Here is a 25,616-nt window from a genome sequence, read left to right as displayed (position 1 = left end):
CGATCAGATTCCTTGTTCACTGAGCCACAGATTCAGAGCTGCCAGTTGCCACAGCTTCGAACCGCGCAACGGCGTCAGTTGGCCTTGCGGATCGGTCAGCAATTTGTCGAGCATGGCCGGGTTGAACAAGCCACGATCCTGACTCGGATCGAGCAGCAGTTCACGTACCCAGTTCAGCGTATCGCCTTGCAAGTGCTTGAGACCAGGCACCGGGAAGTAGCCTTTTTTGCGGTCGATCACTTCACTTGGAATCACTCGGCGCGCGGCTTCTTTCAGAACTTGTTTACCGCCATCGGGCAGCTTGAACTGGCCCGGCACACGCGCCGACAGTTCAACCAGTCGATAGTCGAGAAACGGCGTGCGCGCCTCCAGGCCCCAGGCCATGGTCATGTTGTCGACGCGTTTGACCGGGTCGTCGACCAGCATCACCGTGCTGTCCAGACGCAGGGCTTTGTCGACTGCTGCATCGGCGCCGGGCTGGGCGAAATGTTCTTTGACGAAGTCGCCGGCCGCGTCATTCGCGGTCAGCCATTTCGGCTGCACGGTGGCGGCGTAGTCGTCGTAGCTGCGGTCGAAAAACGCGTTGCGATAGGCCGTGTAAGGATCGGCTGCGCCATCGACTTGCGGGTACCAGTGATAACCGGCGAACAGTTCATCCGCGCCCTGGCCGCTCTGCACAACCTTGCAGTGTTTGGCCACTTCACGGGACAGCAGATAGAAAGCGATGCAGTCATGGCTGACCATTGGCTCGCTCATCGCACGGAATGCGGCGGGCAGTTGTTCGATGATCTCTTTCTCGTCGATGCGCAATTGGTGGTGCTGAGTGCCGTAATGCTTGGCGATCAGATCGGAGTACTGAAATTCATCGCCGCGCTCACCGCCGGCATCCTGGAAACCGATGGAAAAGGTCGACAGATTTTCCACGCCGACTTCACGCAACAGGCCAACCAACATGCTTGAGTCGACACCGCCGGACAGCAGCACACCGACATCCACCGCCGCACGTTGACGAATCGCCACCGCTTCGCGAGTGCTGTCGAGAACGCGGTCGACCCAGTCTTCCAGCGTCAGGTTTTTCTCGTCTTCATGTGGGCCGTAGGGCAGGGTCCACCAGGTTTTCTGCTCGGTGCGGCCATCGGCTTCAACGCGCATCCAGGTCGCCGGTGGCAGTTTTTCGATGCCGGCCAGCAGGGTGCGCGGCGCCGGGACCACAGCATGGAAATTCAGGTAGTGATTGAGCGCCACCGGATCGAGGATCGGGTTGATGTCACCGCCCTTGAGCAGCGCCGGCAAGGCCGAGGCAAAGCGCAGGCGTTGGCCGGTGCGCGACAGGTACAACGGTTTCACGCCGAGACGGTCGCGAGCGATGAACAGGCGTTGCGCGTCGCGTTCCCAAATGGCAAACGCGAACATGCCGTTGAGCTTCGGCAGCAACGCTTCGCCCCAGGCGTGGTAGCCCTTGAGCAGCACCTCGGTGTCGCCACCGGAATAGAACGCGTAACCCAGCGCTTCCAGTTCGGCACGCAGCTCCGGGAAGTTGTAGATCGCGCCGTTGAAGGCCAGCGACAGGCCGAGTTGGCTGTCGATCATCGGCTGCGCCGAGCCATCCGACAGGTCCATGATTTTCAGGCGACGATGACCCAGGGCAATCGGCCCTTGGGCATGGAAGCCCCACGCGTCGGGGCCGCGAGGGGCCAGGTGATGGGTGATTCGCTCGATGGCTGCAAGGTCTGCAGGTTGTTGATCAAAACGTAACTCGCCAGCTAATCCGCACATAAAGTCCTTACCGGTTTTTCCGTTGGGGAGGGGGCAAACGCTACCTCGCCAAAATGGCGGGTACTCAGAAACTGACCCGCCTCGGGAACTGGAGTTTTAGAACGATAAGTTATAAGGCTGCCGTTGGCTCAACATCACCGGCCAAGGATGATTTTTCCTTTAGATCCAACAGTTGATGGATCGCATGCAACTTTTCAGCGGACGTCCAGCCTTCGACGCCGCTAAACACTTCGCTTATAAGCGCATCCGTTGCGCAGGTGCGCAGACGCTTGCTGAAATCGTCAGTCAGTGATTCGCAGAGCATTCGGCGTTGTTGAAGCTCAGTGGGCTCTCGCCGCTGTTGATGGTTTGAGCTGCTGATGTCCGCTACGGGAACGGCGCACTGCCTGGCATCGGCGAGAAATGTATCCAGATGCCGACTGGCGATGTATTCGAACAACCGCTGTTTTAACGGCTGAAACGTAATGTCGTCAATAAACGAGATGGAAGACAAGTGACTTGTCAGAAACCCATTCTGATCTGTTTTGGGCAGTCGGGAGGCGAACAGTTTGCGCAATGAGGATTGCCCGAGCAGCTTGACCGCCAGGGTGATTCTGCAGTTGTCTTCGTCAGGGTTGAGGTAAAAACCGGGGCCCGTATCATTAGGTACATATAACAGGTAGCGGTCCTGGGTTGATTGATCTGTCAGGCGACAGGTAATTAAAACCGCGTCTACAAGATTCTTGCCAAACAGTTGTACCGAATACAACTGGAGGGGTGCATTGTTGAAATTATCCCCGTTGGCAATATCTGCCGATCCGCAGCTCAGGTTTTTCAGCATGAACCACAGGGATTGATGGATGTCATTGCTGAAGTATTTGCTATAGGCCGCCAACTTCATGTTGAGTTTTGCCAGGCGCAGAGCGTTCAATTTGACTGAAGACACGTTGAAAGTTCGCGATATGTAGTTTTGATACTGCACTCCAAGATCAAGCATGCGGCTCAATGCAGCGAATTGGCGGGCGCCAATCCTGGTGTTCGTGGAGCCCTCGGTTGGTATGTCTTGAGCGTCAGTGAGTGTCTCGCTATCGTCGGAAAAATAATGCGCTGCTGTTTCGATGTCGGTGAAGTTCAACATTGCAGCGTCGAGCAAGGTGTAGAGAGGCATCGCCTTGCTCACGGAATGCCGGGGCTGGAGTCTGATCAAGTCCTGGGGATTGAGCTGACTGTTGTATTTATTTTGCAAGGCCTCCTGAAGTCGTTGCCTGCAGAAGTCGTCTGGGGTTTTAAGCGGGGCTAGCAAGTTGTCGAAATAAACCTGGTAGGGATGTGCCTGTTCAAGGGCTTCTCGATACTCGGTGAGTTTCCTTTTATCTGCATTTGCCAGTTTTTCCGACAGGTAATGTTCAATTGTTTTTGCAGTGTGCAGGTGTTTGATATTGACGGATGTATCCGTTGCTGATGGGGGCATGTCAGTAAACTCGTTCCTTGAATTGAACTTCCATGGTAGGCGCAAGTGTTGCTCAGGAATAACGCCATTATTAAATGGTTTGCCGGTCGGGTTTAGCAGTATTTTGAATGCTGGATATAAATGGATACCGCACTGTCAACGGCGAAATATGCCGGTTTTGATACGGGCGAAAAATATCAGTTAAAAGTGTTTTATTTGACTTTGTATTGGTACGGTTAAACCTCAAACCTGCAATAAAGGACTATTGCCGATGATCACTACACAGAAAAAATCCGTACCGCCAGCGCTGACTCAGAACGGGATTCTCAGCGCCTTGCTCGAAGCCACCGGCGATCTGGACAGCGCCGAGGCATTGCAAAAGAGCCTGCCTGACATGCTCCTCAAGAGTTCGGTCGCCACCTTGGTTGCGCTCGATCAAACCGCGCGAGACTTGCACGTCTCTCAACTGCAGGTCGACAAGGACCTGCTGCGGCTCACGCCTTTGAACACGTTCTGCAAAACCGAGTTGACCCGTGCGCTGAGCAGCAAGTGGTCAGCGGTATTCGACGTCGAGAAAGACCTGTTGAGCCTGCCGGGCCCCGATTGCGGTTGCCCGCCGACTTCCACCGATGGCGAGGCGATTGAAACGGTTCCGCATGCCACCCAGACGTTATTGCAAGCGGCGATGCAGAACTTCAGTGAGGACGAGGAAGCTGACGACTATCCCGTCGGCAGCCTGGTGCGCGTGGCCAGTAGGCCGTCAGGCGTACCTGGGTTGACCCCGGCGTCGTTCGCCAGGTTCTGTCGCGAACTGGATCTGGGAAAGCGCTATCAGGAACATTTCCAGGCAGTGTTCGGCCTCAAGGACAGCGCCGGCGAGGTCGTAGCGACCAGCGCGATGACCCGCGACATCGCGACGATGAAAAAACACCTGCTGCAACTGGACATGCATCTGGCCGGGCTCAGACAACACATCACACCGGCAGGCGTGCAGACGATCCAAAGCCTGATTGCCGCTGATGGCGTGGTGTCAGCGAATACCCTGCAGTACCGGAAACGCCCGTTAATCATGCAAGGCATCGAGATACTCGACAGTTGTATCTGGGGCGTGGTGGTGTTTTCTGCTCGCTCGTTCGAGCTGTATCCGGATCAATGGTGCCTGGTGTACATGGCCAACGAGCCCGAAAGGCCCTTGTACGAATACCCGAGCTTTACCGCGTTCAAGCAGTACCTCACGCAGCAATTGAAGGTGAAAAGCTACAAGGACTATTTCGCCAACAGCATCGACGAAGATGACAAGGCGGACTTCTTCAAGACCTTCGCCGATACGGCGGATCTGGGGCACATCAGGCAGTTGCCGATCACCGTGCCACTGTTCGAATTCATGGTGCAGAGCCACGTCGGCAAACTGCAACTCGACGCCCGCAAACTCGCGGTGCCGACTGCTGACATCGATGAAGACGTGCGCCAGAAACGCCTGCTCGACTTTCTTCAGATGGGTGTGACGATTGCCTCGGTGGCCGGGTTTTTTGTGCCGGTCGTGGGGCAATTGATGATGGGCGTCGCGGTCGGACAACTGTTGGCGGAGGTATACGAGGGTGTCGAGGACTGGCGTCGCGGCGACCACCAGCAGGCGTTTTCACACCTGTTGAGCGTGGCGGAAAATATTGCCTTGATGGCGGCTTTTGGCGCCGGACAGAAGGTGGTGGGGACGCTTGGACGCAAACTGGTCCTTGGTCATCCGGAGTTTTTCGGGCAGTTCAGTGCTGTCACCAATGCGCTTGGCAAACCGCGGTTGTGGAAGCCTGATCTTACGAGCTATGAGCATCGGCTGCCTGTGGGGTTTACGGTCGCCGCTGACTCCGAAGAGTTATACGAGATCAGCGGCAACATCGTCGGCCGCGTCGATCATCGAATCGTTTCCGGGGCCATCGATACGCAGACCCATCGCTGGCGCCTGGCCCATCCCCAGCGCTTGCAAGCCTATGTCCCCGAGCTTGAGCGACATGTCGAGGGCGGCTGGCGATTTGCCGCTGAAGATCCTGCACAGTGGAACAGCGCGGCCTATACCCTCAAGCGCATGGACCCGCATCTGAGTGAATTCGTCGACAGCGATATCGACATTGTGCGCCGACTGAGTGGTGTCACCCACGATGAGTTGTACCGCGCCTTTAGCGACAATCTGGCGCTGCCGGTGCGGCTGCGCGACAGCGTGGAGCGGCTGCGCATCGGACGCCAGCTGCGCCAACTTATCCGTGAGCTGGAAAAAGGTGAAACGCATTCTGGCCAGCCGTTGCAGGAACAACTGCACGGTCTGCCGAAACTGCCGGGCTGGCCGACTGATCGTTATATTGAGGTCATCGATGACGACGCCAACGTCACGGCCAGGTATCCGGCCACCCGCATTGCCGATGACACCCTCAGCGTGGTTGTCAGCCAGGACCAGTTGGATAGCGGTCAATTACTTCAAACGGTGATCGATGGCCTCTATCAGGAAGAAGTCGATACGTTGCTGGGGACCAGGCCCAATGCCGGTAGCGAAAGGCAGGCGCTGGCGAGAAATCTGGGTGCGGCTTTGAAAGCGGATCGTCGTTCGGTTTTCGAGCGGATGTATCAACGTTATGACCAGAGCGATACTGACGAGGTGAAGAAGTTGCGCAGCGTCTTTGCAGACATCCCTGCGCGCTATGCCCAGCGTTTGATCGATCAGGCGCCGAGTGTCGAGCGCATCCATTTGCGCTCGACCGGACGGGTGCCTTTGCGCCTCGCACAGAAAGTCCGCAACGCCACTGCCCAGGTGCGTCTTGATCGTGCGCTGAGCGGGCTGCACATGCCGCAGGTCGCCAATGCCGACAGCGAAAAACTGACTATCGGGTTACTACAGGGATTGAGTGGCTGGGACGCCGGACTGCGTCTTGTGCTGCGTGACAAGACGCTGACCGGGCCAGTGCTGGAGGCCATCGGCAGTGAGTCGGCGACACCGTTGAACACGTGCACGCTGGTCAAGTCCGGTGGCGGTTATGAAGTGTTCGCCGGCGACGGTAAATCCCTCGGTCGCGTGGCCGCAGGTCCCGACGACCTCTATGCCGCCATCCTCAAGGCACTCCCGTCGCGCCAGCGTAACGCTGCCGGTTTTGCCGATCCGGTCAGCGCTGACAGTGCGCGGCTGCGCAAACAACTGCTGGAGGTTGCGCTGGATGATCGTGAGGCCAGTGCCCGTCTATTGACCGATGGCAAATTTGCGGCGCCGGCCGCCGAAGTCGCGTGTATTCAAGCCGATCATGCATCGACCGCGACCGCTCATCCGCGGGCGCTACTGCGCAAGGTGAGAAAACTCTATCCGCGCTTTTCCGAGGCCCAGGCCAGCGAATTTATCGATGGGTTGGGCACCGACGCGCTGACCCGCGCGATCCGGGTAAAAGCGTTGCGCCGTGAGCGCGAGCAACTGCGCGACGTACTGGACGTCTGGAGTGAGGATCGAGTCGCGATGAAGGCGCTCGGTGGCGATTTGCGAGAAGTACGGCAAAGTCGCAAGTCGACGGCTGAGCAGATAGAGGATGGGTTCCGACGACTTTTCACGGTGAACGATGCAAGTGGCAAATCCGTCTACGCGCTGAATCTTGACGGCATGCGTGTGGGAAAATTGCCGACTTTGCCTTCAGGGCTGAACTTCGACCATGTAAAGCATTTGTCGCTGAAGAACATGGATCAGGATGACGATCTTGTTTATTTCCTCAAGTCATTCAAGCAAGTCGAGTCTCTGGAACTCGACAGCAACAAACTCACCCGCTTGCCCGAGGTATTGTCGCACCTGCCCCATCTGTCCCGGTTGAGCCTCGCGGGCAACCAGATCAAGCTGACCGAACACACCCTGGCGAAGTTGGGCAACTTGCGCACGCTGCACCTCTTGAATCTGAACGGTAATCCGTTGGGGGCGACCCTGGACGTGAGCAAGATGCTGGATCTGTGCACGCTGTCCCTGCGCGAGACACAGGCTACCGAATTGCCCAAGGGCCTGGCGCGATTGCCCGTTCTGGACTGGGTGGATCTGCGTGATAACAACATCAGGGATTTGCCGGACTGGTTGTTCAAGACCTCCAGAGGTTTCAGCCGCGCCGTCAACTTGCGAGGTAATCCCTTGTCGCTGGCAAGCAGCACGCACCTGGCCGATTATCGAAACAACGTCGGCATCGGTATGGGCTATCTGGAAAATGATATCGCCCGTCTCGACGAACAGAAGGCGCGTGCACTGTGGTTCAAGGAAGGCGCCGGCGCCGAGTGGGGGCGGCGTAATCGCATCTGGACAGCCTTCAAGGATGAGCCCAAGGCTGAGGGTTTGTTCCAGTTGTTGTCCGAACTCGGCAACACGGCGGATTCGGAGAAGGTCAGTCACGACATGCACCGACGGGTGTGGGCAGTGCTCGAGGCAGCCGAGTCCGATGCGGTCCTGTGCGAGCAAGTGCTGAACCAGGCGGCCAACCCGATAAACTGTACAGATTCGGCGGCGCTCAACTTCAGCCATCTCGAGGTCGCGGTGGAAGTCGACAAGCTGACCAACCTTGCGGGTGGCCGCATTATCACTGCCAGACCTTTGCTCCAGCTCGGTCGGGGCCTGTTCAGGCTGGACAAGCTGAACCAGATCGCTCAAGACCACGTGGGCAAGAACCCGACCGTCGATCCACTGGAAGTCAACCTCGCTTTTCGCATCGGTCTTGCCGATCAGCTTGACCTGCCGGGGCAACCGCGCAACATGCGGTTTTCGGTCCTGGCCAAAGTGAGCCAGGCGGATCTGGAGCGGGCAAGGAACATGGTCGACACCGCTGAGCTGTCATCCGAATGGCTGAGATTCATGCTGCGTCAACCGTTCTGGTGCGATTACCTCCAGCGCACGTTCCCCCGACAATTCGCCAGCATCAATGAAGTCTTCCCGGATCGGATGAATGCAGCATACGAACAAGCGCAGAGCCTGACCTCGGCCGATTTTCTCAGCCAGGCCGAGGCAATCAGACTCGAGCGGGAGCAGGCAGAGGAAGCGGTGCTCGAGCGCCTGACCGGGGACGCGTTACGCCTGATGGATCTGGGCATCTGTGTGATGCCCGAGGCGTAAGGTTTTATCGGCCGCGTATCAACTGACGCAACGCAAATCGGTTGGGGTGGCAGGCCTCGGCCACGCTTCTGGGCAGGGGCAACGGCTCATCGTTCAGCCAGGCGGCGAGCAATTCGCCGGACAGCGGCGCGGTGATCAGACCGCGCGAGCCGTGACCGCTGTTGACGTATAAGCCGTCGAGCCAGGGGCAGGCGATGTCCGGCACTTGCCGGGCATCCTTGCTCAGTACCGCGTATGCCTGGATGAAAGCGCTGCGGTCGGCCAGCGGACCGACGATCGGCAGGTAGTCCGGGCTGGTGCAGCGGAACGCGGCGCGCCCCTCAAGGTTGTCGACATCCTGCTCGCTGATGGTCAGGCGCGCGACCAGATCAGCGGAGATCTCAGCAAGCATTGCCAGATTGCCCTGGTGTTCGGCGGTGGTCGGGGTGAGGTCATCACTATTGAAGTCGAAACTGGCACCGAGGGTGTGTTCGCCCAATCGTGCAGGGGCGACGTAGCCTTCAGCGCAGACGACTGTAGCCAATCCCTGGCTCTGTTCGGTCTGCACCAAACGGGTGATCTGCCCACGAATGCGCTTGAGTGGCAGTTCGGCGCTTTGCGCAAAACGCTTGATCTCGGCAGCACCGGCCAACACGACTACGGGGGCACTGGCGAGTAGGCATTCGCCGTCGAAGGCTTGCCATTGATCGTCGACCTTGCGTATTTCCAGCACGTCGCGATGACTGAGCAGTTCGATGTTTGGCTGCGCCGCTTGCGCCTGACAGAGCGCGGGCGGATGCACCCAGCCACCCTCGGGGTAGAACAAGCCGCCATGGGCCAGACCGACACCGGCGCGGGCCTGCGCCGCGGGCTGATCAAGCCATTGCAACAGGTCTTCCGGGAAGGCTTGCGCCAATTGCGCGTGGCGCTCGGCTTCCTTGGCATTGAATGCCAGTTGCAGCACGCCGCAGTCGTCCCAGTCGGTGCCACGTTGCAGGGTTTCCAGCAGACGTCGGGTGTAACCGAAACCGCTGACAATCAGTTGCGACAGCGCCGTGCCATGGGCGGACAGTTTCAGGTACAGCACGCCCTGCGGGTTGCCCGAGGCTTCTTGCGCCACGGCTGCATGGCGTTCGAGCAACGTGACCCGCCAGCCGCGAGCCGCCAGACTGGACGCCGTGGCACATCCGGCCAGACCGGCGCCGATCACCAGCGCACGACGCTCAGCGGCGATCGGCGCAGGCCGAGCAAACCACGGCTTGTCCGGCACTGGCGGCGCAACCTCGTGCGGCCAGCCAAGAAATTCGCCACGCAGAATTTCCCATTTATGGCCGATGCCCGGGGTGCGCTTCATTTTGAACCCGGCAGCGTTGAGCAAACGTCGTACCCAACCGGTGCTGGTGAAAGTGCTGATGGTCGAGCCGGGCGCTGCCAGTCGCGCCAGCTCGACAAACAGTTCGGCAGTCCACATGTCGGGGTTTTTCGCCGGGGCGAAACCGTCGAGAAACCACGCGTCGATCTGCGCATCGAGCTGCGGCAGTTGCTCCAGTGCATCGCCGATCAACAGCGTCAGCGTCACGCGGCCTTGGGCCAGGGTGATGCGTTGAAAACCGGCGTGGATCGCTACGTAATGGCGCAGCAACTGATCGGCCAGCGGCTTGAGTTCTGGCCACAAGGCCAAGGCCCGCTGCAAGTCTGCCGGGCTCAGCGGATATTTTTCGACGCTGACAAAATGCAGCCGCGCACCGGCGACGGCGTGTTGCTCGAACAACTGCCAGGCACAGAGAAAATTCAGCCCGGTGCCGAAGCCGGTTTCACCAATAACCAAACGACCGCTTGCCGGCAACGCCGCAAAACGCTCGGCCAGACGGTTTTGTTCGAGGAACACATAACGGGTTTCATCCAGACCTGATTGGTCGGAAAAATACACGTCATCGAACACCCGCGAACGCGGGCGTCCCTGGTCATCCCAGTCGAGTTGGGCGTGGGGCAATACGGCTTTCATGGCAGGCTCGGCAACGACAAGGCCGCCATTCTAGCCGATCGCGCAGGCGTTGCTTGATCCATGGCAAGGCTTGTCGCCGAGACTGGCGGACAATCCGCCACCCGCGGGAATTTCTGCGCCGCTGCTGTGCCCAATCCGCTAGTCTTGCTGAATCCTGGAAGGAGCCGTCCCATGTTTGAATCCGCTGAAATCGGTCACGCCATCGACAAAGACACCTATGAGGCGGCCGTCCCGGCATTGCGTGAAGCCTTGCTCGAAGCCCAGTTCGAATTGCAGCAGCAGAAGCGTTTTCCGGTGATTATCCTGATCAACGGCATCGAGGGTGCGGGCAAGGGCGAGACGGTCAAATTGCTCAACGAGTGGATGGACCCGCGCCTGATCGAAGTGCGCACTTTCGACCAGCAGACCGATGAAGAGTTGTCCCGGCCGCCGGCGTGGCGCTATTGGCGGATGCTCCCGGCCAAGGGGCGCATGGGGATTTTCTTCGGCAACTGGTACAGCCAGATGCTGCAGGGGCGGGTGCACGGCTTGTTCAAGGATCCGCGTCTGGATCAGGCCATCGCGGGTGCCGAGCGTCTGGAAAAGATGCTCTGCGATGAAGGCGCGCTGCTCTTCAAATTCTGGTTTCACCTGTCCAAGAAACAGATGAAGGCGCGACTCAAGGCGCTGGCTGATGACCCGCTGCACAGCTGGCGCATCAGCCCGCTGGACTGGCAGCAGTCGGAGACCTACGACAAGTTCGTCAAATACGGCGAGCGCGTGCTGCGCCGTACCAGCCGTGATTACGCGCCGTGGCATGTGATCGAAGGCGCCGACGCCAACTACCGCAGCCTGGCGGTCGGCAAGATTCTGCTCGAAGGTTTGCAAAATGCGCTGAAACGCCCGGACGTGCATCCCCACGATGTCAGCGCCGCGCCGCTGGGCACGCCGGTCGATCAGTTGAACCTGCTCGACAGCCTCGACCTGACCCAGCGCCTGGAGAAGAAAGACTACGAAGAACAACTGATCACCGAGCAGGCGCGCCTGTCCGGGTTGATGCGCGACAAACGCATGCGCCGTCACGCGCTGGTCGCGGTGTTCGAAGGCAACGACGCGGCGGGCAAGGGCGGGGCGATTCGCCGGGTCGCGGCGGCGCTCGATCCGCGTCAATACAACATCGTGCCGATTGCCGCACCCACCGAAGAGGAACGCGCGCAGCCGTACCTGTGGCGGTTCTGGCGGCACATTCCGGCGCGCGGCAAGTTCACCGTGTTCGACCGTTCCTGGTATGGCCGGGTCCTGGTGGAGCGGGTCGAAGGCTTCTGCACGCCGGCCGACTGGCTGCGCGCCTATGGCGAGATCAACGATTTCGAAGAGCAACTGGCCGACGCCGGGGTGATCGTGGTCAAGTTCTGGCTGGCCATCGACAAGGACACGCAAATGGAGCGTTTCCAGGAGCGCGAGGAGATTCCGTTCAAGCGCTTCAAGATCACCGAAGACGACTGGCGCAACCGCGACAAGTGGGATGACTATCGCGCCGCCGTGGGCGATATGGTCGACCGCACCAGTTCCGAAATCTCGCCGTGGACCCTGGTCGAGGCCAATGACAAGCGCTGGGCGCGGGTCAAAGTGTTGCGCACGATCAACCGCGCGCTGGAAGACGCCTTCGAGAAATCCGACAAACGCGCGAAGAAACACAAGGATTGAGCCGATAGACGCGCATACGCGGGGTGAATGATTGTCGCGGTCGTTGATGCAGTGGACTTATGCTCGGTCCACTCTCAACTGACCACAACAATGAGGTATGCCATGCGTGAAGTGGTGATCGTCGACAGCGTGCGGACTGGCCTGGCCAAATCCTTTCGCGGCAAGTTCAACCAGACCCGTCCCGATGACATGGCGGCTCATTGCGTCAACGCGCTGCTTGAGCGCAACGACATCGACCCGGCCAGCGTCGAAGATTGCATCGTTGGTGCAGGCTCCAACGAGGGCGCGCAGGGCTACAACATCGGTCGCAATGTCGCGGTGCTGTCGCGTCTGGGCACCGGTACTGCCGGCATGACCCTCAACCGTTTCTGCTCCTCGGGCTTGCAGGCGATTGCGATTGCCGCCAACCAGATTGCCTCGGGCTGCAGCGACATCATCGTCGCGGGCGGCGTCGAGTCGATCAGCCTGACGATGAAAAGCGTCAACACCGACCACTTGATCAACCCGCTGCTCAAACAGCAGACGCCGGGCATCTATTACACGATGGGCCAGACCGCCGAAGTGGTGGCTCGGCGTTATGGCGTCAGCCGTGAAGCGCAAGATCGCTATTCATTGCAGAGCCAGATCCGCACTGCGCAGGCTCAGGCCGCCGGGTTGTTCAATGATGAAATCGTGCCGATGGCGGTCAAGTATCGCGTCGAGGACAAAAATACCGGTGAAGTGCAGATTCTCGACGGCGTGGTCGACCGCGACGATTGCAACCGTCCCGATACCACTTACGAAAGCCTCGCTGGGCTGAAACCGGTGTTTGCCGAGGACGGTTCGGTGACGGCGGGCAACTCGTCTCAACTGTCCGATGGTGCCTCAATGACCCTCGTGATGAGCCTGGAAAAAGCCCTGCAACTGGGGCTCAAGCCGAAAGCGTTTTTCCGTGGTTTCACCGTCGCCGGTTGCGAGCCGGACGAAATGGGCATCGGCCCGGTGTTCTCGGTGCCGAAACTGCTCAAGGCCAAGGGCTTGCAGGTGGCGGATATCGACTTGTGGGAGCTGAACGAGGCGTTTGCTTCGCAGTGCCTGTACAGCCGGGATCGACTGGAGATCGATAACGACAAGTACAACGTCAATGGAGGGTCGATTTCGATTGGTCACCCGTTTGGCATGACCGGATCGCGGCAGGTCGGGCATCTGGTGCGTGAGTTGCAGCGGCGTAATTTGCGTTATGGGATCGTGACGATGTGTGTGGGCGGCGGGATGGGCGCGACGGGGTTGTTTGAGGCAGTGTGTTAACCCTCAATTCACTGGTTGTTTGTTCAGCCCTCTTCGCGAGCAAGCTCGCTCCCACAGTAGATCTTCAGTGAAAACTGCTTTTGTGTACACCAGAGATCCAATGTGGGAGCGAGCTTGCTCGCGAAGGGATCAACCGGGTCACCGGTTGGAATCCAATGCTTGCATCCGCGCGATGTAGGCTTTTATTTGCTGCTCAGCGATTTCGGGACTGTCGAAAGGCCCTTCAAGGGTATTTTCCCGAGTGCTGAAAAACAGTTCGCCATTGACCCGGCACAGCCTACCGCTGCGAAAGCGCATGGCGGGGGCGCTGTCCTGGGCGCGCATTCCTAACATGATCGGTCTCCTCGGCTGATGTGCTGAAAGGGATCCAATGAGCTTATGCCTGAAGCACTTGACGCGCCCGGCCAGCCGATCAACGGCGCCGCGTCAATTTAATGCTGCGACCTGCACAGTTTCATTCGCGTCCTGGCCTTAACTGTCCCTGTGTGCGGATCTAAGGCGCGCCTAGAATGAGCGCACTTGTCAGCAGGCTTTTGGGGTTTCCATGCACATTTCATCCGGTCGTTGGGTTTACGGCCTGTTCCTGGCGCTGCTGACCGCGTTTCTGTGGGGCATCCTGCCGATCAAACTCAAACAGGTGCTGCTGGTGATGGACCCGGTCACGGTGACCTGGTTTCGTCTGTTGGTTTCCGGTGGTTGTCTGTTCATCTATCTGGCGGCGGTCAAGCGTCTGCCCAGCCGCAAAGTGCTCGGGCCCAGGGGCGGCTGGCTGGTGCTGATGGCGGTGCTCGGACTGGTCGGCAACTATGTGTTGTACCTGATGGGGCTCAATCTGCTCAGCCCCGGTACTGCGCAACTGGTGGTGCAGATGGGCCCGATCATGTTGTTGATCGCCAGTCTGTTTGTGTTCAAGGAACGCTTCAGTATCGGCCAGGGCATTGGCTTGGCGGTGCTGTTGATCGGTTTTGTGCTGTTCTTCAATCAGCGCCTGGCCGAGCTGCTGACCTCGCTGTCGGATTACACCGCAGGTGTGCTGCTGGTGCTGTTGGCGTCGACGGTGTGGACCTTCTATGCACTGGGCCAGAAGCAATTGCTGACGGTGTGGAATTCGCTGCAGGTGATGATGGTGATTTATCTGTTTTGCGCATTGCTGCTGACGCCGTGGGTACACCCGCTCGAAGCGCTGAATCTGAGTCCGCTGCAGGGTTGGCTGTTGCTTGCGTGCTGCATGAACACGTTGATTGCCTATGGCGCGTTCGCCGAGGCGCTGGCGCACTGGGAGGCTTCGCGGGTCAGTGCGACGTTGGCGATTACGCCGTTGGTAACGTTTGGTGCCGTGGCGATTGCCGCCGGGATCTGGCCCGAGTATGTGCATGCCGAGCAGATCAATGCGCTCGGCTATGGCGGGGCGGTGCTGGTAGTGCTGGGGTCGGCGCTGGTGGCGTTGGGGCCTTCATTAATTGCTGGATTGAAGGCGCGGCGGATGAAGATGGCCGCCAGTTAAACCGCGTCGCTCCCATTCGCGAGCAAGCTCGCTCCCACAATTGACCGCGATCCCATGTCAGGAATGCGATCGAATGTGGGAGCGAGCTTGCTCGCGAAGACGGATTTACAGCCGCTACAAAACTAGCCCTTGGCGCCAGCCTCGATCATGTTTTCCGGCCGCACCCACGCATCAAATTCTTCATCGGTCAGATAGCCCAGCGCCAGCGCCGCCTCACGCAACGTCAGCCCTTCGCTATAGGCCTTCTTGGCGATCTCCGCCGACTTGTCGTAACCGATGTGCGGATTCAGCGCTGTCACCAACATCAGACCACGCTCCAGATGCCTGGCCATGACCTCGGCATCCGGCTCCAGCCCGGCGATGCAGTGCTGCTGGAAGTTGCTGCAGCCATCGGCCAGCAGACGAATCGATTGCAGCAGGTTGTGGATGATCACCGGTTTGAACACGTTCAACTGCAAGTGACCCTGACTCGCGGCAATGCCGATGGTCACGTCGTTGCCCAGCACCTGACAGGCGAGCATCGACAGCGCTTCGCACTGGGTCGGGTTGACCTTGCCCGGCATGATCGAGCTGCCCGGCTCATTCGCCGGCAGCCGCACTTCGGCAAAACCTGCGCGAGGGCCGGAGCCGAGCAGGCGCAGGTCGTTGGCGATTTTCATCAATGCCACGGCGAGGGTTTTCAGCGCGCCGGAAAGACTGGTCAGCGGTTCGTGGCCGGCGAGGGCGGCAAACTTGTTCGGCGCAGTGACAAACGGCAGGCCCGACAGCGCCGCCAGTTCTGCGGCAATCGCCTCACCAAAACCGTGCGGCGAATTCAGCCCGGTGCCGACCGCCGTGCCACCCTGCGCCAGTTCACACACCGCCGGCAGTGCCGCGCGGATCGCGCGTTCGGCGTAATCCAGCTGCGCGATAAAACCGGAGAGCTCCTGACCGAAGGTGATCGGCGTCGCGTCCATCATGTGCGTGCGCCCGGTTTTCACCAGTTTCATGTGCCGCGCCGCCAGCTCGGCGAGACCACCGGACAACTCGGCAATCGCCGGCAGCAGTTGTTCCTGCACGGCTTGCGCGGTGGCGATGCTCATGGCGGTAGGGAAGCAGTCGTTGGAGCTTTGCGAGCGGTTGACGTGATCGTTGGGGTGCACCGGGGTCTTGCCGCCGCGCGGGTTGCCGGCCAGTTCGTTGGCACGACCGGCGATGACTTCGTTGACGTTCATGTTGCTCTGGGTGCCGCTGCCGGTCTGCCAGACCACCAGCGGAAACTGGTTGTCGTGCTGACCGTCGAGGACTTCATCGGCGGCTTGTTCGATCAGGCGGGCAATGTCGGCGGGCAGGTCGCCGTTGCGGTCGTTGACCCGTGCGGCGGCTTTCTTGATCAGGGCCAGGGCGTGCAGTACCGGCAGCGGCATGCGTTCCTGACCAATGGCGAAGTTGATCAGCGAGCGTTGCGTCTGAGCACCCCAGTAGGCTTCGTCCGGGACTTCGATCTGGCCCAGGCTGTCGGTTTCGATACGGCTCATCGTGCACACTCCTGTTGGTCTGTTTGCGCAGTTTAGGCCCGGTCGGGCCCAGGTGGTTCCCTCGATCCGATTGTTGACCGGTAAAACCCCGCCAATCAAGCACGGCAAGGCCCGGGGGTTGAGCCACGAGGTTTTTTAGGCGCAGAATGGTCGCCCTTGGGGTTTGACCTCGCTTTGCTTAAAAGGAAACTCGATGACTCGTCTTCGTGCCATCTGCACCGCGGTTGCACTGGTTTGCGCCAGCGGCCAGGTGCTTGCCGATACCGCCAGCCACAACGCCAGTGCCGAAGCTTTCCTGACCCTGGCTCACGCTGACAAGCTCGGCACTCCGGTGTACATGCAAGTGCAGCAAATGTTTGCTCAGCGTTTTGAGCAGACCAAAGCCCCGGAAGCCAAGAAAGCCGTACTGGAAACCTACCAGGCCAAAGCCAACGCCGCGCTGGATCAGGCCATCGGCTGGAACAAGCTCAAGCCTGACATGGTCAAGCTCTACACCACTAACTTCAGCGAATCCGAGCTGAAAGACCTGGTCGCGTTCTACCAGTCGCCACTGGGCAAGAAAGTCCTGGAAAAAATGCCGCAGCTGACCCAGCAATCGGCCCAGATGACCCAAGCCAAGCTGGAAAGCGCCGTGCCTGTCGTCAACAAGCTGCTCGACGACATGACCAAAGAGCTGGACCCGAAAGGCGCTGCTGCGCCGGCCAAGAAGAAGTAAGCGGAGTTCGTGATGACCATGCAACAACGCATCGAATCGACGCTGGCGCTGCTTCAGCCCGAACATCTGCAAGTGCTGGATGAAAGCCACATGCACAGTCGCGGGTTGCAGACCCACTTCAAGGCTGTGGTGGTCAGCGCGCAGTTCGACGGCCTGAACCGGGTCAAGCGCCACCAGAAAGTCTACGGCACGCTCGGTGAGCTGATGGGCGAGTTCCATGCGTTGGCGCTGCACACCTACACTCCGCAGGAATGGGCAGAGACTGGCGCCGCTCCGGCGTCGCCAACCTGTGCCGGCGGCAGCAAGCATTAAGCTTCGGTTTTTTGCTAGAATCCGCAACGCGCCGCTCACCCGGCGCGTTTTTTTTGAATCCGGTTCACCCTTTGCGAGGGTAGCCACCTGGAGAAATACCCATGACACAGCCGATTGTCGTGGCGGCACTGTATAAGTTCGTCACCCTCGAAGATTACGTCAACCTGCGCGAGCCGCTGCTGCAAGCGATGGTCGACAACCAGATCAAAGGCACCCTGCTGATCGCCGAAGAAGGCATCAACGGCACGGTGTCCGGCACTCGCGAAGGCATTGATGGCCTGCTCGCCTGGCTCAAGAACGACCCACGCATGATCGACATCGATCACAAAGAGTCGTACTGCGACGAGCAGCCGTTCTATCGCACCAAGGTCAAACTGAAGAAAGAGATCGTCACCCTCGGTGTCGAAGGCGTCGACCCGAACAAAAAGGTCGGCACGTACGTTGATCCGCAAGACTGGAACGCGTTGATCAGCGACCCGGAAGTGCTGTTGATCGACACGCGCAACGATTACGAAGTGTCGATCGGCACCTTCGAAGGCGCCATCGATCCGAAAACCACCAGTTTTCGCGAGTTCCCTGACTACATCAAAGAACACTTCGATCCGGCCGTGCACAAGAAGGTCGCGATGTTCTGCACCGGTGGCATTCGCTGCGAAAAAGCCTCGAGCTATATGCTCGGCGAAGGCTATGAAGAGGTTTACCACCTCAAGGGCGGCATCCTGAAGTATCTCGAAGAAGTGCCGCAGGAAGAAACCAAGTGGCAGGGCGACTGCTTTGTGTTCGACAACCGTGTGACCGTGCGTCACGACCTCAGCGAAGGCGACTACGATCAATGTCATGCCTGCCGCACACCGGTCAGTGTTGAAGATCGCGCCAGCGAGCATTATGTGGCCGGCATCAGTTGCCCGCATTGCTGGGACAAACTGAGCGAGAAAACCCGGCGCAGTGCCATCGATCGGCAGAAGCAGATCGAACTGGCCAAGGCGCGTAACCAGCCGCACCCGATCGGCTACAACTACAAGCAAGCATCCACCGAGGCTTAACCATGTCTGCACGCCTGCTCTATGTGATGGACCCGATGTGTTCGTGGTGCTGGGGTTTTGCTCCAGTAGCCAAGGCATTGGTCGAGCAGGCGCAAGCAGCGGGAGTCGAGTTGCATCTGGTGGTCGGTGGTTTGCGCACCGGCAGTGGCTCGGCGCTGGAGCCGACCACCCGCCGCTATATTCTTGAACACTGGCAAGCGGTCACCGAGGCCACCGGCCAGCCGTTCAAGTTTGACGGCGCGTTGCCCGACGGTTTTGTCTACGACACCGAGCCTGCCTGCCGGGCGATTGTCACCGCACGCAGCCTGGCACCGGATTGCGCGTGGAAATTGGTCGGACTGATCCAGGAGGCGTTTTACGCTGAAGGTCGCGATGTCACCCAGGCCAGTGTGTTGGTCGAGCTGGCCGAAAAGGCTGGTGTACCGCGTATCGAATTCGCTGCGTTGTTTGATCATGCCGATCAGCACAAAGCCACTCAGGCCGATTTCAGTTGGGTGCAGGATCTCGGCATCGCCGGTTTCCCGACCCTGCTCGCCGAACGCAATGGCCAACTGGCCCTGCTGACCAACGGCTACCAACCGCTCAGTGAACTGTCGCCGTTACTGGGTCGATGGCTGGAGCGTGCGGCCTGTGTCTGATCGGGCCGATGACACGCCAGCCGTAAAGCGTGTCGACCGGCTGAGCTGGGCAGAAGTCCGGCGACTGGCACTTACACACAAAAAATCCCTGTGGATCGCCAACGGCGTCGCTGTTCTGGCGACGCTGTGCAGCGTGCCGATTCCATTGCTGCTGCCGTTGCTGGTGGACGAAGTCCTGCTCGGCCACGGCGACGCGGCATTGAAAGCCATGAACCATGTGCTGCCGACGATGTGGCAGCAAGCGGCAGGCTATATCGGCTTGATGCTGGTCGTGACGCTGACCCTGCGTTGCAGCTCACTGTGCTTCGGCGTGTTGCAGTCGCGGCTGTTCGCACGGCTGGCCAAAGACATCGTCTATCGCATTCGCGTGCGTCTGATCGAGCGCCTCAAACGCATCTCGCTCGGCGAGTACGAAAGCCTCGGCAGCGGCACGGTAACCACGCACCTGGTCACGGATCTCGATACCCTCGACAAATTTGTCGGCGAAACCCTCAGTCGTTTTCTGGTGGCGATGCTGACCCTGGTCGGCACCGCGAGCATCCTCATGTGGATGCACTGGAAACTGGCGCTGCTGATTCTGTTGTTCAACCCGCTGGTGATTTACGCCACGGTGCAGTTGGGCAAACGCGTCAAACACCTGAAGAAACTCGAGAACGACAGCACGGCGCGCTTCACCCAGGCGTTGAGCGAAACCCTTGATGCGATTCAGGAAATCCGCGCCGGCAATCGTCAGGGTTTCTTCCTCGGGCGACTCGGCTTGCGTGCGCAGGAAGTGCGCAATTACGCGGTCAACTCGCAATGGAAAACCGACGCGTCGAACCGCGCCAGTGGTCTGCTGTTCCAGTTCGGTATCGACATTTTTCGCGCGGCAGCGATGCTCACCGTGCTGTTTTCCGACCTGTCGATCGGCCAGATGCTCGCGGTGTTCAGCTACCTGTGGTTCATGATCGGCCCGGTCGAACAACTGCTCAATCTGCAATACGCCTATTACGCGGCGGGCGGAGCGCTGGCGCGGATCAACGAACTGCTGGCGCGCGCCGATGAGCCGCAATATCCCGGCGGCGTCGATCCGTTCAAGGGCCGTGACACCGTCGGCATTCAGGTGCAAGGCCTGAGCTTCGGCTACGGTGATGAGCTAGTGCTGGATCAGCTGAATCTGTCGATTGCCCCGGGTGAAAAAGTCGCGATTGTCGGCGCCAGCGGCGGTGGCAAAAGTACCCTGGTGCAATTACTCCTCGGGCTGTATACGCCAGTGTCCGGCACCATCCGTTTCGGCGGTTCGACCCAGCAGGAGATCGGCCTCGACACAGTACGGGAAAACGTCGCGGTGGTGCTGCAACACCCGGCACTGTTCAACGATACCGTGCGCGCCAACCTGACCATGGGCCGTACTCGCAGCGACGAAGCCTGCTGGCAGGCGCTGGAAATCGCTCAGCTCGAAGCGACCATCCGTGCTTTGCCCAATGGTCTGGACAGTATTGTCGGGCGCTCCGGCGTGCGCTTGTCGGGCGGGCAACGCCAACGCCTGGCCATCGCGCGGATGATTCTCGCCGAGCCGAAAGTCGTCATCCTCGACGAAGCCACCTCGGCCCTCGACGCCGCCACCGAGTACAACCTGCATCAAGCCATGGCGCGCTTCCTCAATGGTCGCACCACGCTGATCATTGCTCACCGACTGTCGGCGGTGAAACAGGCCGATCGCGTGCTGGTGTTCGATGGTGGTCAGGTCGCTGAAGACGGCGATCATCAGCAGTTGATTGCCGACGGCGGTCTGTATGCCAAGCTTTATGGTCACCTGCAGCAGATCCAGCGCCCTTGAGTTTCGTCACGGTTTCTGTGCTTAGTGCTTGAATTGCATTGAGTAAAACCACTCGGAACGCCCGCACAGTCCCGCCATTTGCACAATCGACCTAGAGGACGGCAGAGCTGTCCCTTTGACTTGGCGAAAATTAGCCTAGGCTGAGCTGTCAGGAGCGGGATTTTCCGGTGTTCATCTGGCAGTGCTTGCGCAAGGGATCTCATGAAGCAAAAGCGGACTCTCGGAACGCCACGGTTGTTGGGCATCGTCTGGCCATTTATTGCCGTCGTGTTATTTCAAGCGTTACTGGGCGGCGTGAGTCTTTACGTGCTCTCGGCCGTTCGCGGCTACGTCGCCGGCGAAAGCCTTTGGTCCAAGGGCCAGAAAGATGCCATCTACTACCTCAATCTTTACGCCGACAGCCGTGACGAGGCGATTTTCCTCAAATACCGTAACGCGATTGCCGTGCCACAAGGCGGACATCAGTTGCGTCTGGCGCTGGATCATCAACCGCCGGATCTGGCTGCCGCGCGTGAAGGTATTCTCAAGGGCGGCAACCATCCGGACGACGTTTCCAGCCTGATCTGGCTGTACCTCAACTTCCGCCATTTCAGTTATCTGGAAACCGCCATTGATCGCTGGACGGTCGGTGACGCCTATCTGGTCGAGCTGGATGACGTGGCGCAGGAGATGCACCGCAGCATTTCGCAGAACACGGCCAACAGCGCCGATATCCAGCGCTGGAAAGCACGGATTTTTGCCATCAACGATGGCGTCACCCCGGCAGCAAAAGCCTTCAGCGATGCTTTGGGCGAAGGTTCGCGGATGATCATGCGTCTGCTGCTGTTCACCAACCTGGCGACGGCGCTGGGGCTGATCGTGCTGGCCTTGTGGCGTACGCATAAGTTGCTCAAGCAACGTCATGCCTTTGCCGAGGCGCTGCAACTGGAGAAGGATCGGGCGCACGTTACGTTGCATTCGATCGGTGATGGTGTCATTACCACCGATGTCAGCGGTGCCATCGATTACATGAACCCTGCCGCTGAAGTCATGACCCACTGGAAGGCCGAGCAGGCGGCGGGCCTGCCATTGGCCGCGCTGTTCAATTTGCTCGACGACAACGCCCAGGCCGAGGGGCTGACCCTGATCGAGCACATCCTCAGCGGTAAGCTCAGTGGCGGCAGCGAGCACTCGAAACTGATCCAGCGCCTGGATGGCACAACGTTGTCGGTGACGCTGGTCGGCGCACCGATCCGCAATGCCGGCAAGGTCAGCGGCACGGTGCTGGTGTTGCACGACATGACTCAGGAGCGGCAATACATCGCCAATCTGTCCTGGCAGGCCACCCATGACGCGCTGACCGGGCTGGCCAATCGCCGCGAATTTGAATATCGGCTGGAGCAGGCGCTGCATAAGCTCACGCGCCATTCCGGGCGGCATGCGCTGATGTTTCTCGACCTCGATCAATTCAAACTGGTCAACGACACCTGTGGTCACGCCGCCGGTGATGAGCTGTTACGGCACATTTGCACGCTGCTGCAATCGGGGCTGCGTGAGGGCGATACGCTGGCGCGGCTCGGCGGTGACGAGTTCGGCATTCTATTGGAGAACTGCGCGCCGGAAGCTGCGGAAAAGATCGCTGAGGCACTGCGCCAGACCGTACAGAATCTGCATTTTGTCTGGAAGGGGCGGCCGTTCCTGACCACGGTGAGCATTGGCCTGGTGCATATCGCGCAGACCCCGACGACCCTCGAAGCCTCACTGCGCGCGGCCGATATGGCCTGTTACATGGCCAAGGAGAAGGGCCGCAACCGGGTGCAGGTGTACCACGCCGACGATTCCGAACTGTCGCTGCGCTTTGGTGAAATGGCTTGGGTACAACGACTGCACATGGCGCTGGAAGAGAATCGCTTCTGCCTCTATGCCCAGGAAATCGCCCCGCTGAAACAGGAAGTTGGCAAGAGTGGGCACATTGAAATCCTGTTGCGTCTGCATGATGAGGCCGGGCGGATGATTCTGCCGGACAGTTTCATTCCAGCCGCCGAACGCTATGGTTTGATGAGTCAACTGGATCGCTGGGTAGTTCAGAACGTATTCAAGGTTATTGCTCAATGTATAGCGCAAGAACATAAACGGCCATTAGCGATGTGTGCGATTAATCTGTCAGGCATTACTATAGGAGATGACGCGTTTTTGCACTTTCTGCGAGAGCAGTTTGATAACTACGCAATACCGCCTGAAATGATTTGTTTTGAAATTACAGAAACCAGCGCAATTTCAAATCTGGGCAGTGCAATAAGATTTATTAATGAACTCAAAGGCTTAGGTTGCTATTTTTCGTTAGATGACTTTTGTGCCGGAATGTCTTCATTCGCTTATCTGAAACATTTGCCTGTAGACTTCCTGAAGATCGACGGGAGTTTCGTAAAGGATATGCTGGACGACCCGATTAACCGCGCAATGGTCGAAGTGATCAATCACATCGGGCATGTCATGGGTAAGCAGACAATTGCCGAGTTTGTTGAAACAACCCAGATCGAGCAGGCATTGCTTGAAATCGGTGTGGATTACGCTCAGGGTTATGTTATAGAGCGTCCACAGTTGTTTACCTGTGACAGTTTGCAAAGTCGGCCCGCCAGACCGCAACCGCTGTTATTCAAAGCGCCTGGCACGTTCCGTTGAAGTCTCTCGCCGATCCTTACAATCACAAATCAAAAGGAGCCGAACAGTGATCGACACATTCAACCGAACCGGACCACTCATGGAAGCTGCAAGTTATCCTGCCTGGGCACAACAGCTCATTGAGGATTGCAGCGAGAGCAAGCGCCGGGTTGTCGAACATGAACTTTATCTGCGCATGCGTGATAACAAACTCAGCGCCAGAACCATGCGTCAGTACCTGATTGGCGGCTGGCCAGTGGTTGAGCAATTCGCCTTGTACATGGCGCAGAATCTCACCAAAACCCGGTTTGCCCGCCACCCCGGAGAGGACATGGCGCGGCGCTGGCTGATGCGCAATATCCGCGTTGAACTCAATCACGCGGATTACTGGGTGCATTGGAGTCGTGCCCATGGCGTCAGTCTGGAAGATCTCCAGGCCCAACATGTGCCACCGGAGCTGCATGCCCTGAGTCATTGGTGCTGGCACACCAGTTCGGCCGATTCGCTGATCGTGGCTATCGCCGCCACCAACTACGCCATCGAGGGTGCGACCGGGGAGTGGTCGGCTGTGGTTTGTTCGACGGGCGTTTATGCGGCGGCGTTTCCCGAAGAAGACCGCAAGCGGGCAATGAAGTGGCTGAAGATGCATGCCCAGTACGATGATGCCCACCCGTGGGAAGCGCTGGAAATCATCTGCACTCTGGCCGGAATGAACCCGACCAAGGCTTTGCAGGAAGAACTGCGTCAGGCAGTGTGCAAGAGCTACGACTACATGTACCTGTTTCTGGAGCGCTGCATGCAACTGGAGACTTCCGAGCGCTTGCTGGTCAACCGGGAACGCAGGGCGGTAGTCGAGAGCTGATTTTCGGCTTAATGCAAAACCAATGTGGGAGCGAGCCTGTCAGTCAGCATTGTTTTGACTGATGCACCGCTTTCGCGAGCAAGCTCGCTCCCACACTGTTTTTTATCGTTTGGAAGGACTTAGCCCGCCATCGCCAAGCGGTTACGTCCTTCGCGCTTGGCCACGTACAACGCACTGTCGGCACGGCGCAGCAAGCTGTCGGCCGATTCGCCCGGCAACAACGTCGAACATCCCAGGCTCACGGTCAATTCGATCAACTGCCCATCCGCATAGTATTCAGCTGCCTGCGTCGCATAACGCAGCCGTTCGCCGACCATTGCGGCCGCATCCCGGCTGGTATTGGACAGCAGCACCAGAAACTCTTCGCCACCGTAACGAAACACCATGTCGACGTTGCGCAGTTGCGCCTTGATTGTCGCGGCGATGGCTTTAAGTACGTCATCGCCGGCGCTGTGACCATGGCTGTCGTTGACCCGTTTGAAGTGATCGATGTCGAGCATCAGCACCGAGAGCGGCTGCACGTGCCGACGCGACATGTCGATCTCGCGCTGCAAGGTCTGCTCCATGGCGATGCGGTTGCCGGCGCCGGTCAGCGGATCGCGCAGGGCACTCTGCGTGGCAGCGCGGTAGAGCAGGGCATTGCGCATCGGGTACAGCAGCGACGACAAAAGCGATTCAAGGTTGCCCTGATCCTGTTCGTTGAAGCGCTGATTGCGACGGAACACCAGTTCGCCCATGTGCTCACCTTCGTGGCTCAGGCTGTAGCTGATCGAATGGTGGCCACGGGTGCCGAATTCCAGGCGCAAATCACTGCCCTGGTGCACGTAACTGAGCGCGTCCAGCGGCACGAGGCGCTGAACTTCGCGGAAAAACAGACCGAGGATGCGTTGCGGTTCGAGGCTGGTTTGCAGTTGCAGGCTCATTTGCTGGCGCAATTGCGCAAGACTGGCCGGTCGCTCCAGAAGGGGCGGCAGTTGACCAAAGCCCAGGCGTTGCAATTTGGCACTGTCAAAGTCAATTGCATTGGTCTGGGAGGGTGATTTCATATGGCGTGAACCCTTAGCAGTAAGTCTGTCTTACAGGCTGGGTGAGAGCGGCTATGGGCTGCGCGTCATACTGATCCATCAGTCCCGTAGGACGTTTGGCGTAAGTCTAGTCTGCCGGATGACGATTAGTAAGCTATCGAAATCGGCCTCGCCCCATTGCCTTCACGTGGCTTGTTTTGAGGAAAATTAGAGCGAAAGTCGTGCCATTCGGTTCGTTTTTATTTAAACCGTATTAAATCAATGGCTTGGCT

Annotated in this window: 17 protein-coding genes; 11 read left to right on the top strand and 6 right to left on the bottom strand. The window is 58.8% G+C overall.

What is annotated here, in order from left to right; translation table 11 throughout:
• Positions 1-3: 3 nt before the first annotated feature.
• Positions 4-1,776, bottom strand: coding sequence for an N-acetylglutaminylglutamine amidotransferase (locus tag GTU76_RS09085; RefSeq protein ID WP_016985985.1), 1,773 nt, complete (start codon positions 1,774-1,776; stop codon positions 4-6).
• Between the two features lie 109 nt (positions 1,777-1,885).
• Complete coding sequence (locus GTU76_RS09080; protein WP_180698468.1) at positions 1,886-3,226, bottom strand: dermonecrotic toxin domain-containing protein; 1,341 nt, start codon at positions 3,224-3,226, stop codon at positions 1,886-1,888.
• 250 nt (positions 3,227-3,476) lie between these two features.
• On the opposite strand from GTU76_RS09080, the gene GTU76_RS09075 reads away from it, so the two are divergent.
• On the top strand, positions 3,477-8,312 hold the full coding sequence (locus GTU76_RS09075) for an NEL-type E3 ubiquitin ligase domain-containing protein (protein ID WP_180698467.1): 4,836 nt from the start codon (positions 3,477-3,479) through the stop codon (positions 8,310-8,312).
• Between the two features lie 4 nt (positions 8,313-8,316).
• Here the strand turns inward: GTU76_RS09075 and mnmC are convergent, their stop codons facing one another.
• Positions 8,317-10,296: a bifunctional tRNA (5-methylaminomethyl-2-thiouridine)(34)-methyltransferase MnmC2/FAD-dependent 5-carboxymethylaminomethyl-2-thiouridine(34) oxidoreductase MnmC1 gene (gene mnmC, locus GTU76_RS09070; RefSeq protein WP_180698466.1), complete on the bottom strand. Its 1,980-nt coding sequence runs from the start codon at positions 10,294-10,296 to the stop codon at positions 8,317-8,319.
• A gap of 171 nt (positions 10,297-10,467) precedes the next feature.
• On the opposite strand from mnmC, the gene pap reads away from it, so the two are divergent.
• A complete protein-coding gene (gene pap / locus GTU76_RS09065) occupies positions 10,468-11,982 on the top strand; it encodes a polyphosphate:AMP phosphotransferase (protein WP_180698465.1) in 1,515 nt (504 codons plus the stop codon).
• Between the two features lie 102 nt (positions 11,983-12,084).
• A complete protein-coding gene (locus GTU76_RS09060) occupies positions 12,085-13,269 on the top strand; it encodes a thiolase family protein (protein ID WP_180698464.1) in 1,185 nt (394 codons plus the stop codon).
• Between the two features lie 138 nt (positions 13,270-13,407).
• Here the strand turns inward: GTU76_RS09060 and GTU76_RS09055 are convergent, their stop codons facing one another.
• A complete protein-coding gene (locus tag GTU76_RS09055) occupies positions 13,408-13,602 on the bottom strand; it encodes a DUF6316 family protein (RefSeq protein ID WP_016986976.1) in 195 nt (64 codons plus the stop codon).
• 211 nt (positions 13,603-13,813) lie between these two features.
• On the opposite strand from GTU76_RS09055, the gene GTU76_RS09050 reads away from it, so the two are divergent.
• The gene (locus tag GTU76_RS09050; protein ID WP_180698463.1) at positions 13,814-14,773 is read left to right on the top strand and encodes a DMT family transporter; all 960 of its coding nucleotides are present in this window, start codon (positions 13,814-13,816) and stop codon (positions 14,771-14,773) included.
• Positions 14,774-14,895: 122 nt separating this feature from the next.
• Here GTU76_RS09050 and GTU76_RS09045 read toward each other — a convergent pair whose 3' ends face one another.
• Complete coding sequence (locus GTU76_RS09045; RefSeq protein WP_175553531.1) at positions 14,896-16,290, bottom strand: class II fumarate hydratase; 1,395 nt, start codon at positions 16,288-16,290, stop codon at positions 14,896-14,898.
• Positions 16,291-16,483: 193 nt separating this feature from the next.
• Between GTU76_RS09045 and GTU76_RS09040 the strand changes: the two genes are divergently transcribed.
• From GTU76_RS09040 to GTU76_RS09010, 7 genes are all read left to right on the top strand, one after another.
• Positions 16,484-17,005 carry a DUF2059 domain-containing protein gene (locus GTU76_RS09040; RefSeq protein ID WP_016986973.1) on the top strand — a complete coding sequence of 174 codons (522 nt, stop codon included), beginning with the start codon at positions 16,484-16,486 and terminating at the stop codon, positions 17,003-17,005.
• A gap of 12 nt (positions 17,006-17,017) precedes the next feature.
• Positions 17,018-17,317 carry a BolA family protein gene (locus tag GTU76_RS09035; protein WP_016986972.1) on the top strand — a complete coding sequence of 100 codons (300 nt, stop codon included), beginning with the start codon at positions 17,018-17,020 and terminating at the stop codon, positions 17,315-17,317.
• Between the two features lie 101 nt (positions 17,318-17,418).
• Entirely contained in the window at positions 17,419-18,360 is a 942-nt protein-coding gene (trhO, locus tag GTU76_RS09030; RefSeq protein ID WP_180698462.1) for an oxygen-dependent tRNA uridine(34) hydroxylase TrhO, read from the top strand.
• Between the two features lie 35 nt (positions 18,361-18,395).
• Positions 18,396-18,998, top strand: a complete 603-nt coding sequence (locus tag GTU76_RS09025) for a DsbA family protein (protein WP_175555660.1) — start codon at positions 18,396-18,398, stop codon at positions 18,996-18,998.
• Complete coding sequence (locus GTU76_RS09020; RefSeq protein ID WP_016986969.1) at positions 18,991-20,817, top strand: ABC transporter ATP-binding protein; 1,827 nt, start codon at positions 18,991-18,993, stop codon at positions 20,815-20,817. The genes GTU76_RS09025 and GTU76_RS09020 overlap by 8 nt, the downstream gene beginning before the upstream one ends.
• Before the next feature lie 201 nt (positions 20,818-21,018).
• Positions 21,019-23,478 carry an EAL domain-containing protein gene (locus tag GTU76_RS09015; RefSeq protein ID WP_180698461.1) on the top strand — a complete coding sequence of 820 codons (2,460 nt, stop codon included), beginning with the start codon at positions 21,019-21,021 and terminating at the stop codon, positions 23,476-23,478.
• Positions 23,479-23,557: 79 nt separating this feature from the next.
• On the top strand, positions 23,558-24,319 hold the full coding sequence (locus tag GTU76_RS09010) for an iron-containing redox enzyme family protein (RefSeq protein ID WP_219342090.1): 762 nt from the start codon (positions 23,558-23,560) through the stop codon (positions 24,317-24,319).
• 119 nt (positions 24,320-24,438) lie between these two features.
• Here GTU76_RS09010 and GTU76_RS09005 read toward each other — a convergent pair whose 3' ends face one another.
• The gene (locus GTU76_RS09005) at positions 24,439-25,365 is read right to left on the bottom strand and encodes a GGDEF domain-containing protein (protein ID WP_016986966.1); all 927 of its coding nucleotides are present in this window, start codon (positions 25,363-25,365) and stop codon (positions 24,439-24,441) included.
• Between the last annotated feature and the right edge of the window lie 251 nt (positions 25,366-25,616).

This window comes from Pseudomonas crudilactis (assembly GCF_013433315.1).
Lineage (GTDB): Bacteria > Pseudomonadota > Gammaproteobacteria > Pseudomonadales > Pseudomonadaceae > Aquipseudomonas > Aquipseudomonas crudilactis.
This window is presented reverse-complemented; position numbering and strand designations above follow the sequence as displayed.

Coding starts and splice junctions, on each gene's coding strand:
- GTU76_RS09085 (WP_016985985.1), bottom strand. CDS start 1,776: ATGTGCGGATTAGCTGGCGAGTTACGTTTTGATCAACAACCTGCAGAC.
- GTU76_RS09080 (WP_180698468.1), bottom strand. CDS start 3,226: ATGCCCCCATCAGCAACGGATACATCCGTCAATATCAAACACCTGCAC.
- GTU76_RS09075 (WP_180698467.1), top strand. CDS start 3,477: ATGATCACTACACAGAAAAAATCCGTACCGCCAGCGCTGACTCAGAAC.
- mnmC (WP_180698466.1), bottom strand. CDS start 10,296: ATGAAAGCCGTATTGCCCCACGCCCAACTCGACTGGGATGACCAGGGA.
- pap (WP_180698465.1), top strand. CDS start 10,468: ATGTTTGAATCCGCTGAAATCGGTCACGCCATCGACAAAGACACCTAT.
- GTU76_RS09060 (WP_180698464.1), top strand. CDS start 12,085: ATGCGTGAAGTGGTGATCGTCGACAGCGTGCGGACTGGCCTGGCCAAA.
- GTU76_RS09055 (WP_016986976.1), bottom strand. CDS start 13,602: ATGTTAGGAATGCGCGCCCAGGACAGCGCCCCCGCCATGCGCTTTCGC.
- GTU76_RS09050 (WP_180698463.1), top strand. CDS start 13,814: ATGCACATTTCATCCGGTCGTTGGGTTTACGGCCTGTTCCTGGCGCTG.
- GTU76_RS09045 (WP_175553531.1), bottom strand. CDS start 16,290: ATGAGCCGTATCGAAACCGACAGCCTGGGCCAGATCGAAGTCCCGGAC.
- GTU76_RS09040 (WP_016986973.1), top strand. CDS start 16,484: ATGACTCGTCTTCGTGCCATCTGCACCGCGGTTGCACTGGTTTGCGCC.
- GTU76_RS09035 (WP_016986972.1), top strand. CDS start 17,018: ATGACCATGCAACAACGCATCGAATCGACGCTGGCGCTGCTTCAGCCC.
- trhO (WP_180698462.1), top strand. CDS start 17,419: ATGACACAGCCGATTGTCGTGGCGGCACTGTATAAGTTCGTCACCCTC.
- GTU76_RS09025 (WP_175555660.1), top strand. CDS start 18,396: ATGTGTTCGTGGTGCTGGGGTTTTGCTCCAGTAGCCAAGGCATTGGTC.
- GTU76_RS09015 (WP_180698461.1), top strand. CDS start 21,019: ATGAAGCAAAAGCGGACTCTCGGAACGCCACGGTTGTTGGGCATCGTC.
- GTU76_RS09010 (WP_219342090.1), top strand. CDS start 23,558: ATGGAAGCTGCAAGTTATCCTGCCTGGGCACAACAGCTCATTGAGGAT.
- GTU76_RS09005 (WP_016986966.1), bottom strand. CDS start 25,365: ATGAAATCACCCTCCCAGACCAATGCAATTGACTTTGACAGTGCCAAA.